The 13,811-nt window shown below is 71.0% G+C and carries 10 protein-coding genes and 1 pseudogene; 10 read left to right on the top strand and 1 reads right to left on the bottom strand.

All coding sequences use genetic code 11. The features are described from left to right. Nucleotides 1–11: 11 nt before the first annotated feature. From ABEA82_RS07535 to ABEA82_RS07525, 3 genes and pseudogenes are all read left to right on the top strand, one after another. Entirely contained in the window at nucleotides 12–1,325 is a 1,314-nt protein-coding gene (locus ABEA82_RS07535; protein WP_345660596.1) for a cytidylyltransferase domain-containing protein, read from the top strand. Between the two features lie 13 nt (nucleotides 1,326–1,338). Beyond that, nucleotides 1,339–2,277, top strand: a complete 939-nt coding sequence (locus ABEA82_RS07530; RefSeq protein ID WP_345660595.1) for an N-acetylneuraminate synthase family protein — start codon at nucleotides 1,339–1,341, stop codon at nucleotides 2,275–2,277. A gap of 46 nt (nucleotides 2,278–2,323) precedes the next feature. Further along, a pseudogene (locus tag ABEA82_RS07525) lies at nucleotides 2,324–3,376 on the top strand (hypothetical protein); the annotation flags it as partial. Nucleotides 3,377–3,798: 422 nt separating this feature from the next. On the opposite strand, the gene ABEA82_RS07520 reads toward ABEA82_RS07525, so the two are convergent. Next, nucleotides 3,799–4,491 carry a class I SAM-dependent DNA methyltransferase gene (locus ABEA82_RS07520; RefSeq protein ID WP_345660594.1) on the bottom strand — a complete coding sequence of 231 codons (693 nt, stop codon included), beginning with the start codon at nucleotides 4,489–4,491 and terminating at the stop codon, nucleotides 3,799–3,801. Between the two features lie 299 nt (nucleotides 4,492–4,790). Here ABEA82_RS07520 and ABEA82_RS07515 point away from each other — a divergent pair, with 299 nt between their 5' ends. The 7 genes from ABEA82_RS07515 (at nucleotide 4,791) to ABEA82_RS07485 (ending at nucleotide 13,788) form a co-directional block, all read left to right on the top strand. Continuing rightward, nucleotides 4,791–6,023: a M20 family metallopeptidase gene (locus tag ABEA82_RS07515; protein WP_345660996.1), complete on the top strand. Its 1,233-nt coding sequence runs from the start codon at nucleotides 4,791–4,793 to the stop codon at nucleotides 6,021–6,023. A gap of 826 nt (nucleotides 6,024–6,849) precedes the next feature. After that, on the top strand, nucleotides 6,850–7,896 hold the full coding sequence (locus ABEA82_RS07510) for a BMP family lipoprotein (protein ID WP_345660593.1): 1,047 nt from the start codon (nucleotides 6,850–6,852) through the stop codon (nucleotides 7,894–7,896). A 268-nt stretch (nucleotides 7,897–8,164) separates the two neighbouring features. After that, complete coding sequence (locus ABEA82_RS07505) at nucleotides 8,165–9,211, top strand: BMP family lipoprotein (protein WP_345660591.1); 1,047 nt, start codon at nucleotides 8,165–8,167, stop codon at nucleotides 9,209–9,211. A 209-nt stretch (nucleotides 9,212–9,420) separates the two neighbouring features. Further along, nucleotides 9,421–10,992: an ABC transporter ATP-binding protein gene (locus ABEA82_RS07500; RefSeq protein WP_345660590.1), complete on the top strand. Its 1,572-nt coding sequence runs from the start codon at nucleotides 9,421–9,423 to the stop codon at nucleotides 10,990–10,992. Then, nucleotides 10,992–12,116: an ABC transporter permease gene (locus tag ABEA82_RS07495; RefSeq protein WP_345660589.1), complete on the top strand. Its 1,125-nt coding sequence runs from the start codon at nucleotides 10,992–10,994 to the stop codon at nucleotides 12,114–12,116. Before ABEA82_RS07500 ends, ABEA82_RS07495 begins: the two co-directional genes overlap by 1 nt. After that, complete coding sequence (locus ABEA82_RS07490; RefSeq protein WP_345660587.1) at nucleotides 12,113–13,387, top strand: ABC transporter permease; 1,275 nt, start codon at nucleotides 12,113–12,115, stop codon at nucleotides 13,385–13,387. The genes ABEA82_RS07495 and ABEA82_RS07490 overlap by 4 nt, the downstream gene beginning before the upstream one ends. Then, nucleotides 13,384–13,788: a cytidine deaminase gene (locus ABEA82_RS07485; RefSeq protein ID WP_345660586.1), complete on the top strand. Its 405-nt coding sequence runs from the start codon at nucleotides 13,384–13,386 to the stop codon at nucleotides 13,786–13,788. Before ABEA82_RS07490 ends, ABEA82_RS07485 begins: the two co-directional genes overlap by 4 nt. Nucleotides 13,789–13,811: the final 23 nt, after the last annotated feature.

Genomic DNA, 13,811 nt, shown 5'->3' with positions numbered 1-13,811 from the left:
GAGTAGTCCCCATGTCCCAACCGGAAGCGGGCCGAGGCGCCTCGGTGCGCCGCGTGCTCGCGGTGATCCCCGCGCGCGGCGGCTCCAAGGGCGTGCCCGCGAAGAACCTCCTGCCCGTCGGCGGCGTCCCACTGGTGTCCCGCGCGGTGCGCGAGTGCCTCGCCTCCCGGCTGGTCACCGACGTCGTCGTCTCCACCGACGACCAGGCCATCGCCGCCGCCGCCCGCGAGGCGGGCGCGGAGATCGTGCTGCGCCCCGCCGCCATCGCCGGGGACACCGCGACCTCCGAGGCCGCGGTGCTGCACGCCATGGACGCCCACGAGGCCCTGCACGCAGCGCAGGTGGACGTGGTGCTGCTGGTGCAGTGCACCAGCCCCTTCATCATCCGCGAGGACGTGGACGGGGTCGTCGAGTCCATCGCGGAGAACGGCGCCGACACCGCGCTGACCGTGGCCCCGTTCCACGGCTTCGTGTGGCGCGACGCGGAGTACGCCGAGGACGCAGTCACGGCCGGGAGCGTCGCGGAGTCCGACGCGGCCGTCGGCGGCGGCTACGGCGTCAACCACGACAAGTCCTTCCGCCCGCGCCGCCAGGACCGCCCCCAGGACTTCCTGGAGACCGGCGCCGTCTACGGCATGGACGCGCTCGGCTTCCGCAAGCACCAGCACCGCTTCTTCGGCCGCACGGAACTCGTGCGCACCGACCCCGCCCGGGTCCTGGAGATCGACGATCCGCACGACCTGGCCCGCGCCCGGGCCCTCGCGCCGCTCTTCGACGCGGACCTCCCCCAAGCTCTCGACTTCGCTCGAGCAGGGGGGACCCCCGTCGCCGCCCTCCCGACCGCCGACGACATCGACGCGGTCGTCCTCGACTTCGACGGCACCCAGACCGACGACCGGGTGCTCGTCGACTCCGACGGACGGGAGTTCGTCTCCGTGCACCGCGGGGACGGACTCGGCATCGCGGCCCTCCGCAGGAGCGGCCTCAGCATGCTGATCCTGTCCACGGAACAGAACCCTGTGGTCGCCGCCCGGGCCCGGAAGCTCAAGCTCCCGGTGCTGCACGGCATCGACCGCAAGGACCTCGCGCTGAAGCAGTGGTGCGAGGAGCAGGGCATCGCGCCGGAGCGCGTGCTCTACGTCGGCAACGACGTCAATGACCTCCCGTGCTTCGCCCTCGTCGGCTGGCCCGTGGCGGTCGCGAGCGCCCACGACGTCGTGCGCGGCGCCGCACGCGCGGTCACCACCGTCCCCGGTGGCGACGGCGCGATCCGAGAGATCGCCAGCTGGATCCTCGGCCCCTCTCTCGATTCCCTCACCAAGTAAGGACATCTCTGCCATGAGCACCAACTCCCGTATCCGCACGTTCGGTTCGCGCGAGGTCGGCCCGGACCGTCCGGTCTACGTCTGCGGTGAGATCGGCATCAACCACAACGGCGACCTCGAGAACGCCTTCAAGCTGATCGACGCCGCCGCCGAGGCCGGCTGCGACGCCGTCAAGTTCCAGAAGCGCACCCCGGAGATCTGCACCCCGCGCGACCAGTGGGACATCGAGCGCGACACCCCCTGGGGCCGGATGACCTACATCGACTACCGCCACCGCGTGGAGTTCGGCGAGGACGAGTACCGCGCGATCGACGACTACTGCAAGTCGAAGAACATCGACTGGTTCGCCTCCCCGTGGGACACCGAGGCCGTCGCCTTCCTGGAGAAGTTCGACGTCCCCGCCCACAAGGTCGCCTCCGCCTCCCTCACCGACGACGAGCTGCTGCGCGCCCTGCGTGCCACCGGCCGCGCGGTGATCCTCTCCACCGGCATGTCGACCCCGAAGCAGATCCGCCACGCGGTCGAGGTCCTCGGCTCCGACAACATCCTGATGTGCCACGCCACGTCGACCTACCCGGCCAAGGCCGAGGAGCTCAACCTGCGCGTCATCAACACCCTCCAGCAGGAGTACCCGAACGTCCCGATCGGCTACTCCGGCCACGAGACGGGTCTGCAGACCACCCTCGCCGCGGTCGCCCTCGGCGCCACCTTCGTCGAGCGTCACATCACCCTGGACCGCGCCATGTGGGGCTCGGACCAGGCCGCCTCCGTCGAGCCGCAGGGCCTCACCCGCCTCGTCCGTGACATCCGCACGATCGAGGCCTCCCTCGGCGACGGCGTGAAGAAGGTCTACGAGTCCGAGCTGGCCCCGATGAAGAAGCTGCGCCGCGTCACCGGTGTGGTCGCCGAGGCGGAGATCGCCGACGCGGCGGGCGAGCCGGTCGGCGTCTGAGAGCACCCCTCCCCACACCCCCTTACGACGGGACGGTCGTACGTCGATGAGCCCCCGCGCCGGGAACGCCGGCCCCCACACTCTCGCGTTCGTCGAGAGTCCGGTACAGCTGCTGAACGTGCTGGAGTGGGCGCACGCGCATGCGCCCGGCGTGGGGCTCACCCTCGTGGTGCTGTCACCCGTCGACCCGATGACGCGCGGTCAGCTGCGGCGGATGTCCGACCTGGCCCGCGACGAGGGGCACGAGGTGCGCTGGGAGGAGGCGCGCGGCGGCCCCATGGCGCCCTTCCAGACCATCGGCGGCCTCACGGGCCTGCTCCGCAGGGCGCGCCGGGTGGTGCTGGGGGACCCGTTCTCCCGTTACGTGCAGTTGCTGCTGACGATCACCCGCGCCCGTGACCTGGTCGTCGTCGACGACGGCACGGCCACGATGGAGTTCGTCGGCCAGCTGGCCCGGGGCGAGCGGCTGGTGCGCTGGCACCGCAAAGGCGGCCGCCCGGGCCCCCGCGACCTGATCTTCGCGCCGGTCTCCTCCTCGGCCCGCCGCCGGCTGACCCCCGGGGGCGAACGCCGGGTCGAGGTCTTCTCGTCCATGCCGGTGGAGGAGACCCCGGCCGGTGTCACCGTCACCGCAAACGACTTCGCCTGGACCCGGTCCCGCTTCGGCCCGCCCCGCATCACCAAGGGCGCCGACATGGTCGGCACGTCCCTGGTGGAGACGGGTGTCGTGGACGACGACCACTACCTGGAGGCCGTCCGCGCCCTGGCCGCGGCCCACGGTGCCACCCGCTACTTCGCGCACCGCCGCGAGAGCCCGACGAAGCTGCACCGCCTCGCGGTCGAGACGGGCTTGGAGATCGTCCGCCCCGAACTCCCCCTCGAACTGATCGCCCGCCGCGGCCCCATCGGCCGGACGATCCTCAGCTTCCCGTCCACGGTCGTCCACACCCTGCCGCTGGCCCTGTCCGGCACGGAGGTCCGCGTCGCCGTCTGCGACATCGACCCGGCATGGCTGACCGAACACGCCTCCCCCCGGGCCCAGGGCTTCCTGTCCGGGGTCACGGGGACGGCACGGGACGTGCATCGCTTGCCCAGGGTGGACTCGGGGCCGCCTGCGACTCCGGCCTCTTCGGCCTCTCCGGCCTCTCCGGCCTCTTTGGCCTCTCCGGCCTCTCCGGCCTCTCCGGCCTCTCAGACCCCTTCGGCATCTCCGGCCTCTCCGTCTTCGGTTGATCCGGCGGGCCCGACGGCTCCGGGTGGCCCGGCGGGCCCGGGGAAGATCACGGGCACGACAGGCGCGACCGGGGCGGCGGGCTCGCCAGGATCGGCCAGTTCGCCAGGGTCGGCCAGTTCGCCAGGGTCGGCCGGTTCGCCAGGGTCAGCTGGTACGTCAGGGGCAGGGCCGGCTGGTTCGCCAGGGTCAGCCGGTACGCCAGGGGCAGGGTCGGCCGGTACGCCCGGGTCCGCCGGTACGGCGAGCATGGCCGGCCCGGCGGGTGCCGCGGGCGTGGTGGCCGCGGGCTAGCGCCCGTCCGATCCGGCGACCACGGCCGGCCTGCGGGCCAGCAGGAAGGTGCGAGGACGCTTCTCCCCGTCCACGGCCTCGCGCAGCACACAGGCGTGCAGCTCCAGTCCGGCCCGCGTGAAGTGGGACGCGACGGTGTCCGGGGTGCGCCAGTAGTAGTCGAGCGAGATCTCCTGCCCGAAGCGCTCCGTGAGCCGCTCATGACCGTCCTCGTCACCGGACTGGAAGCCCAGCAGCACGGGCGCGCCCGGCACCAGCACTCGGTGGAACTCGGCGAAGACCGCGGGCAGCTGGTCGTCCGGCACATGGATGATCGAATAGAGCGCGACGATGCCGCCGAGCGTCTCGTCCGGCAGGTCCAGGGCCGTCATCGACCCGACGTGGAACCGCAGCTCCGGGTGCTCCCGGCGGGCCAGGGCCACCATGCGGGGAGAGACGTCCACCCCGAACACCGGCAGCCCGAACGCGTGCAGCCGCGCGGCCACATGCCCGGGGCCGCTGCCGATGTCGGCGACCGGGGCCTGCTTCGGCGCCCCGGCGGCCCGGACCAGATCCACGAAGGCCGTGAGAAGGGCCCGCTCCAGAGGTCTGCCCGCCAGACTGTCGGGGAACTCGGCGGCGTAGGCCTCGGCGATGGCGTCGTACGAGGCCTGGGTTGCGTGAAGGAACTCGGGGGAGTCGGCGCGCACGCGCGCACACTATCGGTGGCGCGCGCCCGGCAGGCGGACAACCCCGCGTTTCCCCGCGCGGGGCGTGGTATCCGTGGAGGAGGATGGATGAATACCGGAGCGATGACTGAGGTGTGGCCGATGTCACACTCCGGGGGGTGTGGTGACCAGCGCGGCCCAAAAGGCAGGCAGCTTACCCATCTCAGTTGATAGCTATGCGCCCGGCGGTCATATTCTCTTCCCCTAACGGGTTGAAGTTTTGTTGATCGAGGGTCAGCTGACCGCCCTGGCGCCCTACCCTTCAGAGGGTGAAGCAATTGATGTCACTGGAGTCCGAGGTCGATCTTCCCGGGGGAGCCGTGCTTCCCGGTGCGCTGCCCGACGCTCTGCGGGCCGAGCTGATCGCGTTCCGACGCGACATGCACATGCACCCGGAGCTGGGCAACCAGGAGTTCCGTACCACAGCCGCGATCAAGGAGCGGCTGGAGAGGGCGGGCCTCAAGCCCCGCGTACTCCCCGTCGGGACCGGACTCGTCTGTGACATCGGCGTAGCGGGTGAGCAGTGGGACGGGGGTCCCAGCATGCTCGCGCTGCGGGCCGACATCGACGGCCTGCCCATCCCCGACACCAAGGCCGACTGCCCGTACCGCTCGACCGTGCCCGACCGCGCGCACGCCTGCGGCCACGACGTGCACACCACGGTCGTCCTCGGCGCCGGCCTCGTCCTCGCCGAACTGCACAAGCAGGGCCTGCTGCCCCGCCCCGTCCGGCTGATCTTCCAGCCCGCCGAGGAGGTGCTGCCGGGCGGCGCCGCCGACGCCATCAAGGGCGGGGCGCTGGAAGGGGTCGGCGCGATCATCGCCGTGCACTGCGACCCCCGGGTGGACGCGGGGCAGATCGGGCTCCGTGAGGGGCCCATCACCTCCGCGTGCGACCGGCTGGAGATCGCCCTGAACGGCCCGGGCGGCCACACGGCACGCCCCCACCTGACGACCGACCTGGTCACCGCGGCCGCCCGTGTCGTCACCGACGTACCCGCCCTGGTCGGCCGCCGCTTCGACAGCCGGAGCGGACTCGCCATCACCTGGGGCCGCGTCGAGTCGGGCCACGCGCCCAACGTGATCCCGCAGCACGCCGAACTCTCCGGCACCGTGCGGTGCCTCGACATCGAGGCGTGGCGGCAGGCGCCCGACGTCGTGGTCGGCGCGATCGACGAGATCGCCAACCTCTACCGCGCCAAGTCGGAGATCAACTACGTGCGGGGAGTCCCGCCGGTCGTCAACGAGCCCGGCGTGACCGAGCTCCTGCGGGACGCCATGATCGCCCGGCGCGGCGTCGACTCCGTGGTGGGCACCGAGCAGAGCCTCGGCGGCGAGGACTTCTCCTGGTACCTGGAACACGTCCCCGGCGCCATGGCCCGCCTGGGCGTGCGCACCCCGGGCGAACTCCACGTCCGCGACCTCCACCAGGGCGACTTCGACGTGGACGAGTCCGCGATCTCGGTAGGAGTAGAACTCTTCACAGCCGCAGCCCTGGTCAACGGCCTCCGCTAGAACGCCCCCCCCCGCCTCCCGTCCAGGACCCCGGCCACGGTCCCCTTCCGCCGGCTCCGGTCCTGGCCCCCGGCCACGGTTCCAGGCCCCAACCCCGGCCCGGGCCTCGACTGCCACTCCCGGCTCCGGCCCGGCCCCCGCCTCCGGTCCGGGCCTCGGCCCGGCTCCGGCCCCTGCCCCAGTCCCTGGTTCCGGCCCCCTGGGCCGCGACTGCGGCTCGCGTGTTTCGGCTCCCGGCCCCGGCCCGGCTCCTCGGGCCTCCGGCCTCGGGTCCCGCCCCGGTCCGAGCCGAGACCCAGTCTCCGGGCCCTGCCCCAGGCCCCGGCTCCGGCCTCCGCCCTGGCCTCGACTGCGGCTCGCGGCTCGCGGCTCTCGGCGCCGGGCCCCGGTCCCGGCCCCCGCCCTCAGCCCGGGCCCCCGCGGCTCCGGCTTCCCGCCCCCGCCGCGGTCCGGGCCCGGACCCCGGCTCCGCCCCCCGGATCCACCCCGCCCGGACCACGGCTCCGAGCCCCCGGCTCCGGCCTACCCCCGGCCCTGGCCCCGGCTCCCGGCTCCCGGCCAAAACTCCTGACTCCGCCCCCCGCCCCCCGTCCTCCCGCAAAGGCGTCCTTTCCCCGCCCCCTCCGCTCCCCGCAAAACCGGGACGCCCCCGCCCCGACCACCCCCCTTCGCCCCCGTTCGAGCCCGTCGTTCACACCGGCGTAACCAACCATCGGCACGAATGGATAACGGCACTCCTGTGACCCGTTCCCAAGGGGTTCTACGCGCGTTAATGTGCGCCGCACCGAGCACCCACTGCGGGTCTTTGGAGAATGGGGAACTTCAGATGCGTCGGATTTCCAAACTGACCCGTGTCGCGGTGGGGGTCGCGTCGCTGGGGCTCGTCGCCACGGCCTGTGGCAGCACCAGCGGTGAGAGTGGCGACAGCGGCGACAAGAGCGACCGCGGCGTGGCCATCGCGTACGACGTCGGCGGCAAGGGCGACCAGTCCTTCAACGACGCCGCCTACGCCGGTCTGACGAAGGCCAAGGACGAGTACGGCTACGACACCAAGGACATCGAGCCCACCGAGGGCGAGACCGACGCCGACAAGGAGCAGCGCCTGGCCTCCCTGGCCAAGCAGGGGTACAACCCCGTCATAGGCATCGGCTACGCCTACGGTCCGGCGATGAAGGCCGTCGCCGCCAAGTACCCGAAGACCAGCTTCGGCATCGTGGACTTCGTGGTCGAGAGCAAGAACGTCGCCTCCCTCGTCTTCGCCGAGGAGCAGGCCTCGTACCTGGCCGGTGTCGCCGCCGCCAAGAGCACCAAGTCGAAGGTCGTCGGCTTCGTCGGCGGCGTGGACATCCCGCTGATCCACAAGTTCGAGGCCGGCTACAAGCAGGGCGTCCAGGACACCGACCCCAAGGTCAAGGTCGTGTCGCAGTATCTGACGCAGACCGCCGAGGAGGGCGGCTTCGCCAGCCCCGACAAGGGCAAGGCCGCCGCCGAGGGTCAGATCGAGAAGAAGGCCGACGTGGTCTACGCGGCCGCCGGTCTGTCCGGCCAGGGCGTCATCGAGGCCGCCGCCAAGGCGAAGGTCTGGGCGATCGGCGTCGACTCCGACCAGTACAAGCAGGCCGCCCTCGCGAAGTACAAGAACTCCATCCTCACCAGCGCCCTCAAGGACGTCGGAGGCGCCGTCTACGCGCTCTCCAAGTCGGTCCACGACGGCAAGCCGCTGACCGGCACCCAGACCTTCGACCTCAAGGTCAACGGCGTCGGCCTCTCCGAGTCGAACCCGGAGTACGCCAAGATCCCGGGCCTCGCGGACGCCGTGAAGAAGGCCAAGGAAGGCATCACCGACGGCTCCATCAAGGTCAAGACCGAGTAGCGGCAGCGGTCGCACAGCAGGTGAGACGGGCGGGCACCCACGGTGCCCGCCCGTCTCGCGCTTCCCGGGGCCCGGATCACCCAGCGCCACCCCCTGTTTGCGGTCGGCAACACCCCGGCCGGGACGCGGTACTGGCTTGGGCACGGGCGCATAACAAGGTGGACAGAAGGGGTTTTCAGGCAGGTCTACGCGCGTTAATCTGCGGCGAAACCAGCGCCGAAGCTGTCCAGCTGTCCATCCGGCGCTTGTACGACAGGAGCACTCACACATGCGCCGGATTTCCCGGATCACGGTCGCAGGCGCAGCGACCGCTTCCCTGGCTCTCGCCCTCTCCGCCTGTGGTAACACCTCGACCTCCGGGTCGTCCGAATCGAAGGGGGACAAGGGCCTCGCCATCGCGTACGACGTCGGCGGCAAGGGCGACCAGTCCTTCAACGACGCCGCCTACGCGGGTCTGGAGAAGGCGCAGAAGGAGTTCGGCTACAAGACCGCCGACCTGGAGCCCACCGAGGGCGAGACGGACGCCGACAAGGAGCAGCGCCTGGTCTCGCTGGCCAAGCAGGGCTACAACCCGGTGGTCGGCGTCGGCTACGCCTACGCCTCGGCCGTCAAGGGCGCCGCGGAGAAGTTCCCGGACACCACGTTCGGCATCGTCGACGACGCCACGATCAACACCAAGAACGTGGCCGACCTGGTCTTCAACGAGGAGCAGGCCTCCTACCTGGCCGGTGTCGCCGCCGCCAAGAGCACCAAGTCGAAGGTCGTCGGCTTCGTCGGCGGCGTGGACATCCCGCTGATCCACAAGTTCCAGGCGGGCTTCGCGCAGGGCGTCAAGGACACCGAACCGAAGGTCAAGGTCCTCTCCCAGTACCTGACGCAGACCGCCGAGGAGGGCGGCTTCGCCAGCCCCGACAAGGGCAAGACGGCCGCCGAGGGCCAGATCGAGAAGAAGGCCGACGTCGTCTACGCGGCCGCCGGTCTGTCCGGCCAGGGCGTCATCGAGGCCGCCGCCGCCAAGAAGGTGTGGGCGATCGGCGTCGACTCCGACCAGTACCAGCAGGAAGCCCTCGCGAAGTACAAGGACTCGATCCTCACCTCCGCGATGAAGGACGTCGCCCAGGCCGTCTACAGCCTTGCGAAGTCCGTGAAGGACGGCAAGCCGGAGACCGGTATCGTTCGTGGCGATCTGAAGACCGGCGAGGTGAGCCTGTCGAACTCCAACCCGAAGTTCGCGGACAACGCCGAGCTCCAGGAAGCCATCAAGACGGCCAAGGAGAAGATCATCAGCGGCGAGATCAAGGTCAAGAGCAGCTGACGAGCTACTGCCTGAAGCAGGTGGTAACCCCGGGGTTGCGTCCGCGGGGCGGGGTGCGGGGAGGCTGCTCCTCGTGCCCCGTTCTCGCGGGGCGCCGACCCCTTTGCATGCCGTAGGGGCGCTACGCGCGTAGACGACCCCCGTCCCCAGGAGAGTGCGTTATCAACGCGTCCAGCAGCCCTCCGGCCGGAGCGGCGGTCGACACATCGGTGACCGCCGTCGAACTCGCCGGGATCACCAAGCGTTTCCCCGGCGTCGTGGCCAACCACGACATCCACCTCAGCGTCCGCAAGGGCACCGTCCACGCCCTCGTCGGCGAGAACGGCGCCGGCAAGTCGACCCTGATGAAGATCCTCTACGGCATGCAGAAGCCGGACGAGGGCACCATCGCCGTCGATGGCGAGCAGGTGAGCTTCTCCTCGCCCGCCGACGCCATCGCCCGCGGCATCGGCATGGTCCACCAGCACTTCATGCTCGCCGACAACCTCACGGTCCTGGAGAACGTGGTGCTCGGCAGCGAGAAGCTGTACGGCATCGGCGCCAAGGCCCGCCGCAAGATAAAGGAGCTCTCCGAGCGTTACGGTCTCGGTGTCGAGCCCGACCTCCTGGTCGAGGAGCTCGGCGTCGCCGCCCGCCAGCGCGTGGAGATCCTCAAGGTCCTCTACCGCGGCGCCACCACCCTCATCCTCGACGAGCCGACCGCCGTGCTCGTGCCGCAGGAGGTCGACGCCCTCTTCGCCAACCTGCGCGAACTGAGGTCCGAGGGCCTGTCGGTCATCTTCATCTCCCACAAACTCGGCGAAGTGCTGTCCGTCGCCGACGAGATCACCGTCATCCGCCGCGGCACCACCGTCGGCACGGCCGTCCCCGCCGAGACCACCCCGCGCCAGCTCGCCGAGATGATGGTCGGCAGCGAACTCCCCACCCCCGAGACGGCCGAGTCCACCGTGACCGACCGCCCGGTCATCACCGTCGACAAGCTCCGCCTCGCGGCCCCCGGCGGCAAGGCCCTCCTCGACGACATCAGCTTCACCATCCACGCGGGCGAGGTCCTCGGCATCGCCGGCGTCGAGGGCAACGGCCAGACCGAACTGGTCGACGCCCTCATCGGCCTCAAGCACGCCGACTCCGGCACCATCGCCCTCGCCGGCGAGGAGATCACCGCCTGGCCCACCCGCAGGCGCCGTGAGCAGGGCATCGGCTACATCCCCGAGGACCGGCACCGCCACGGCCTCCTCCTGGAGGCCCCCCTCTGGGAGAACCGCATCCTCGGCCACGTCACCGAGAAGCCCCTCGCCAAGGGCGTCTGGCTGGACCCGAAGGCGGCCCAGGAGGACACCCGCCGCATCGTCGAGGCCTACGACGTGCGCACCCCCGGCATCGACGTCACCGCCGCCTCCCTCTCCGGCGGCAACCAGCAGAAGCTGATCGTCGGCCGTGAGATGAGCCACAAGCCGCGCTTCCTGATCGCCGCACACCCCACCCGGGGCGTGGACGTCGGCGCCCAGTCCGCCATCTGGGACCTCATCCGCGAGGCCCGCCGCGAGGGCCTGGCCGTGCTGCTGATCTCCGCCGACCTGGACGAGCTGATCGGCCTGTCCGACACCCTGCGCGTCATCTACAACGGCAGGCTGGTCGCGGACGCCGACCCGGCCACCATCACCCCCGAGGAGCTCGGCTCGGCCATGACCGGCGCCGCCACCGGGCACCTCGAGCACGACGAGACCCCCGAGATCTCGAAGGCCGACGCCCCCGAGTCTCCGGAAGACGAGGCCCGCTGATGAAGAAGTTCGACAAGGAGCGCGTGCTCCTCGCGGTGGCCGGACCGGTCATCGCGCTGGCCGTGGCCTTCGTGCTGAGTGCGATCGTGCTGGTCGCGTCGGGCAAGAACCCCGTCGAGCCGTTCACCGTGATGTTCGAGCAGATCGGCTTCTCGGACATCCAGGTGCTGGTCATCAACCAGGCCTCGATGTACTACATCGCGGCGCTCGCGGTGGCCATCGGCTTCCGGATGAACCTGTTCAACATCGGTGTCGACGGCCAGTACCAGCTCGCCGCCATGATGGCCGCCGTCGTCGGCGCCCACGCCAACCTGCCGGCCGTCCTCCAGATCCCGCTGCTGCTCGTGACCGCCGTCCTCACCGGCGCCTTCTGGTCCGGCATCGCCGGTGTCCTCAAGGTCACCCGCGGCGTCAGCGAGGTCGTCGCCACGATCATGCTCAACGCGATCGCCACCTCCGTGATCGCCTACCTGTGGCTGCCGGACGTCTTCGGCGTCAAGGTCGGCAACAACAACACCACGGGCGAGATGCACGAGTCCGGCTGGATCCCCGGCATCAGCATGGGCGCGGCCGGCGAGATCTACGGCCTGGTGCTGCTCGCCGTCCTGCTCGGCATCGGCTACTGGGTCGTCCTCAACCGCACCCGCTTCGGCTTCGACCTGCGCGCCTCCGGCGCCTCGACGACCGCCGCCGCGGCCAGCGGCGTCGACCCCAAGCGCATGGTGCTGACCGCCATGCTGCTCTCCGGCGGCCTCGCGGGCCTGGCCGGCCTGCCGATCCTGCTCGGCGACACCCACACCTACAGCCTGAACTTCCCCACCGGCATCGGCTTCCTCGGCATCGGCATCGCCCTGCTCGGCCGCAACAGCCCCGTGGGCATCGCCTTCGCGGCCCTGCTGTGGGCCTGGCTCGACAAGGCCTCGCCCGAACTGGACTTCCACGGCTACGACAAGGAGATCGCGGTCATCATGCAGGGCCTGATCGTGCTCTCGGTCGTCGTCTCCTACGAGGCCGTCCGCGAGTGGGGGCTGCGCCGCCAGCAGCGCCGGGTCGGCGCCGAACTGGCCGCCGGTCTCGCCCTCGGCGCCCACACCAACACCGTGAAGGAGGTGGCTGGCCGATGACCACCGCCATCTCGGCGACCGACGTCAACCAGCCCACGCTGCAGCCCGCGGCGCCCACCGGCCGCCGACTGTCGTGGCCCGTCCTGCTGCTGATCATCGCCGGAGGCCTGGCGCTCACCTCGATCGTCCGCCTCGTCACCGGCGCCGACGGCATCACCAACGTCAGCCAGATGTCCACCGCGCTCCAGCTCGCCGTGCCGATCGGCCTCGCCGGTCTCGGCGGCCTGTGGGCCGAGCGGGCGGGCGTGGTCAACATCGGCCTCGAGGGCATGATGATCCTCGGCACCTGGTTCGGCGCCTGGGCCGGATTCCAGTGGGGCCCGTGGACCGGTGTCCTGGTCGGCATCGTGGGCGGCGCGATCGGCGGCCTGCTGCACGCCTTCGTCACCGTCACCTTCAACGTCAACCACATCGTCTCCGGTGTGGCCCTCAACATCCTCGCCCTCGGCGCCACCCGCTACCTCGCGCCCCTCGCCTTCGAGGGCCACACGGGCGGCTCGGCCAAGCAGTCCCCGGCGGTGGACTCGCTCGGCCACTTCACGGTGCCGGGCCTGTCCGACGCGCTCACGGACCTCAACGCCAAGGGCTGGTTCCTGATCTCCGACGTCGCCGGTCTGCTGGGCGGCCTGGTCACCAACGTCTCCTGGCTGACCCTGATCGCCGTCGCGCTGATCCCCGCCACCTGGTGGATCCTCTGGCGCACCGCGTTCGGCCTGCGGCTGCGCTCCTGCGGCGAGAACCCGGTCGCCGCCGAGTCCCTCGGCGTCAACGTCTACAAGTACAAGTACATCGCCGTGATCATCTCCGGCGGGCTGGCCGGCCTCGGCGGTGTCTTCCTCTCCATCGTCGCCAACCCGTTCTACCTGGAGGGCCAGGTCAGCGGCCGCGGCTACATCGGCCTCGCCGCGATGATCTTCGGCAACTGGATGCCGGGCGGACTCGCCCTCGGCGCGGGCCTGTTCGGCTACACCGACAGCCTCAACCTGCGCGGCGGCTCCGCCAACGTGCACGCCCTGCTGCTGCTCGGCGCGCTCCTGCTGCTCATCGGCGCGATCTGGCTGGTGGTGCGCAAGAAGTACCTCCAGGCCGTGATCACCCTGGTCGTCGGCGCCCTGGTGTTCGCCTGGTACGCGACCACCGACGAGGTCCCGAACCAGGTCGTCTCCGCCACGCCGTACGTCATCACCCTCGTCGTCCTGGCGCTCTCCGCCCAGCGGCTGCGCATGCCGAAGGCGAACGGACTGCCGTACCGGAAGGGGCAGGGCAAGTGACCGCCGACGGCCCGGCCGTCGACTGGGAGCAGCTGCGCGCGGTGGCCCGGGACGCCATGTCCCGGGCGTACGCCCCGTACTCCGGCTACCCGGTCGGCGTGGCCGCCCTGGTCGACGACGGGCGGATCATCTCCGGCTGCAACGTCGAGAACGCCTCGTACGGACTGGGCCTGTGCGCCGAGTGCGGCCTGGTGTCGGAGCTGCACAACACCGGCGGCGGCCGGCTGACGCACTTCACCTGCGTCGACCGCGACGGCGCCCCGCTGGTCCCGTGCGGCCGCTGCCGCCAGCTGCTCCACGAGTTCGGCGGCCCGGAGCTCCTGCTGGAGACCCCGGAGGGCATCGTGCCGCTGTCCCGGATGCTGCCCCAGGCCTTCGGACCCGGCCACCTCAGCAAGTAGTCATATCCCGTACGGCCCCTCCG

Source organism: Streptomyces venetus, assembly GCF_039540295.1.
Classification (GTDB): domain Bacteria; phylum Actinomycetota; class Actinomycetes; order Streptomycetales; family Streptomycetaceae; genus Streptomyces; species Streptomyces venetus.
This window is presented reverse-complemented; position numbering and strand designations above follow the sequence as displayed.

Bases quoted from the DNA above. Each gene is read 5' to 3' on its own strand.
- ABEA82_RS07535 (WP_345660596.1), top strand. From the start codon at position 12: ATGTCCCAACCGGAAGCGGGCCGAGGCGCCTCGGTGCGCCGCGTGCTC.
- ABEA82_RS07530 (WP_345660595.1), top strand. From the start codon at position 1,339: ATGAGCACCAACTCCCGTATCCGCACGTTCGGTTCGCGCGAGGTCGGC.
- ABEA82_RS07515 (WP_345660996.1), top strand. From the start codon at position 4,791: ATGTCACTGGAGTCCGAGGTCGATCTTCCCGGGGGAGCCGTGCTTCCC.
- ABEA82_RS07510 (WP_345660593.1), top strand. From the start codon at position 6,850: ATGCGTCGGATTTCCAAACTGACCCGTGTCGCGGTGGGGGTCGCGTCG.
- ABEA82_RS07505 (WP_345660591.1), top strand. From the start codon at position 8,165: ATGCGCCGGATTTCCCGGATCACGGTCGCAGGCGCAGCGACCGCTTCC.
- ABEA82_RS07495 (WP_345660589.1), top strand. From the start codon at position 10,992: ATGAAGAAGTTCGACAAGGAGCGCGTGCTCCTCGCGGTGGCCGGACCG.
- ABEA82_RS07490 (WP_345660587.1), top strand. From the start codon at position 12,113: ATGACCACCGCCATCTCGGCGACCGACGTCAACCAGCCCACGCTGCAG.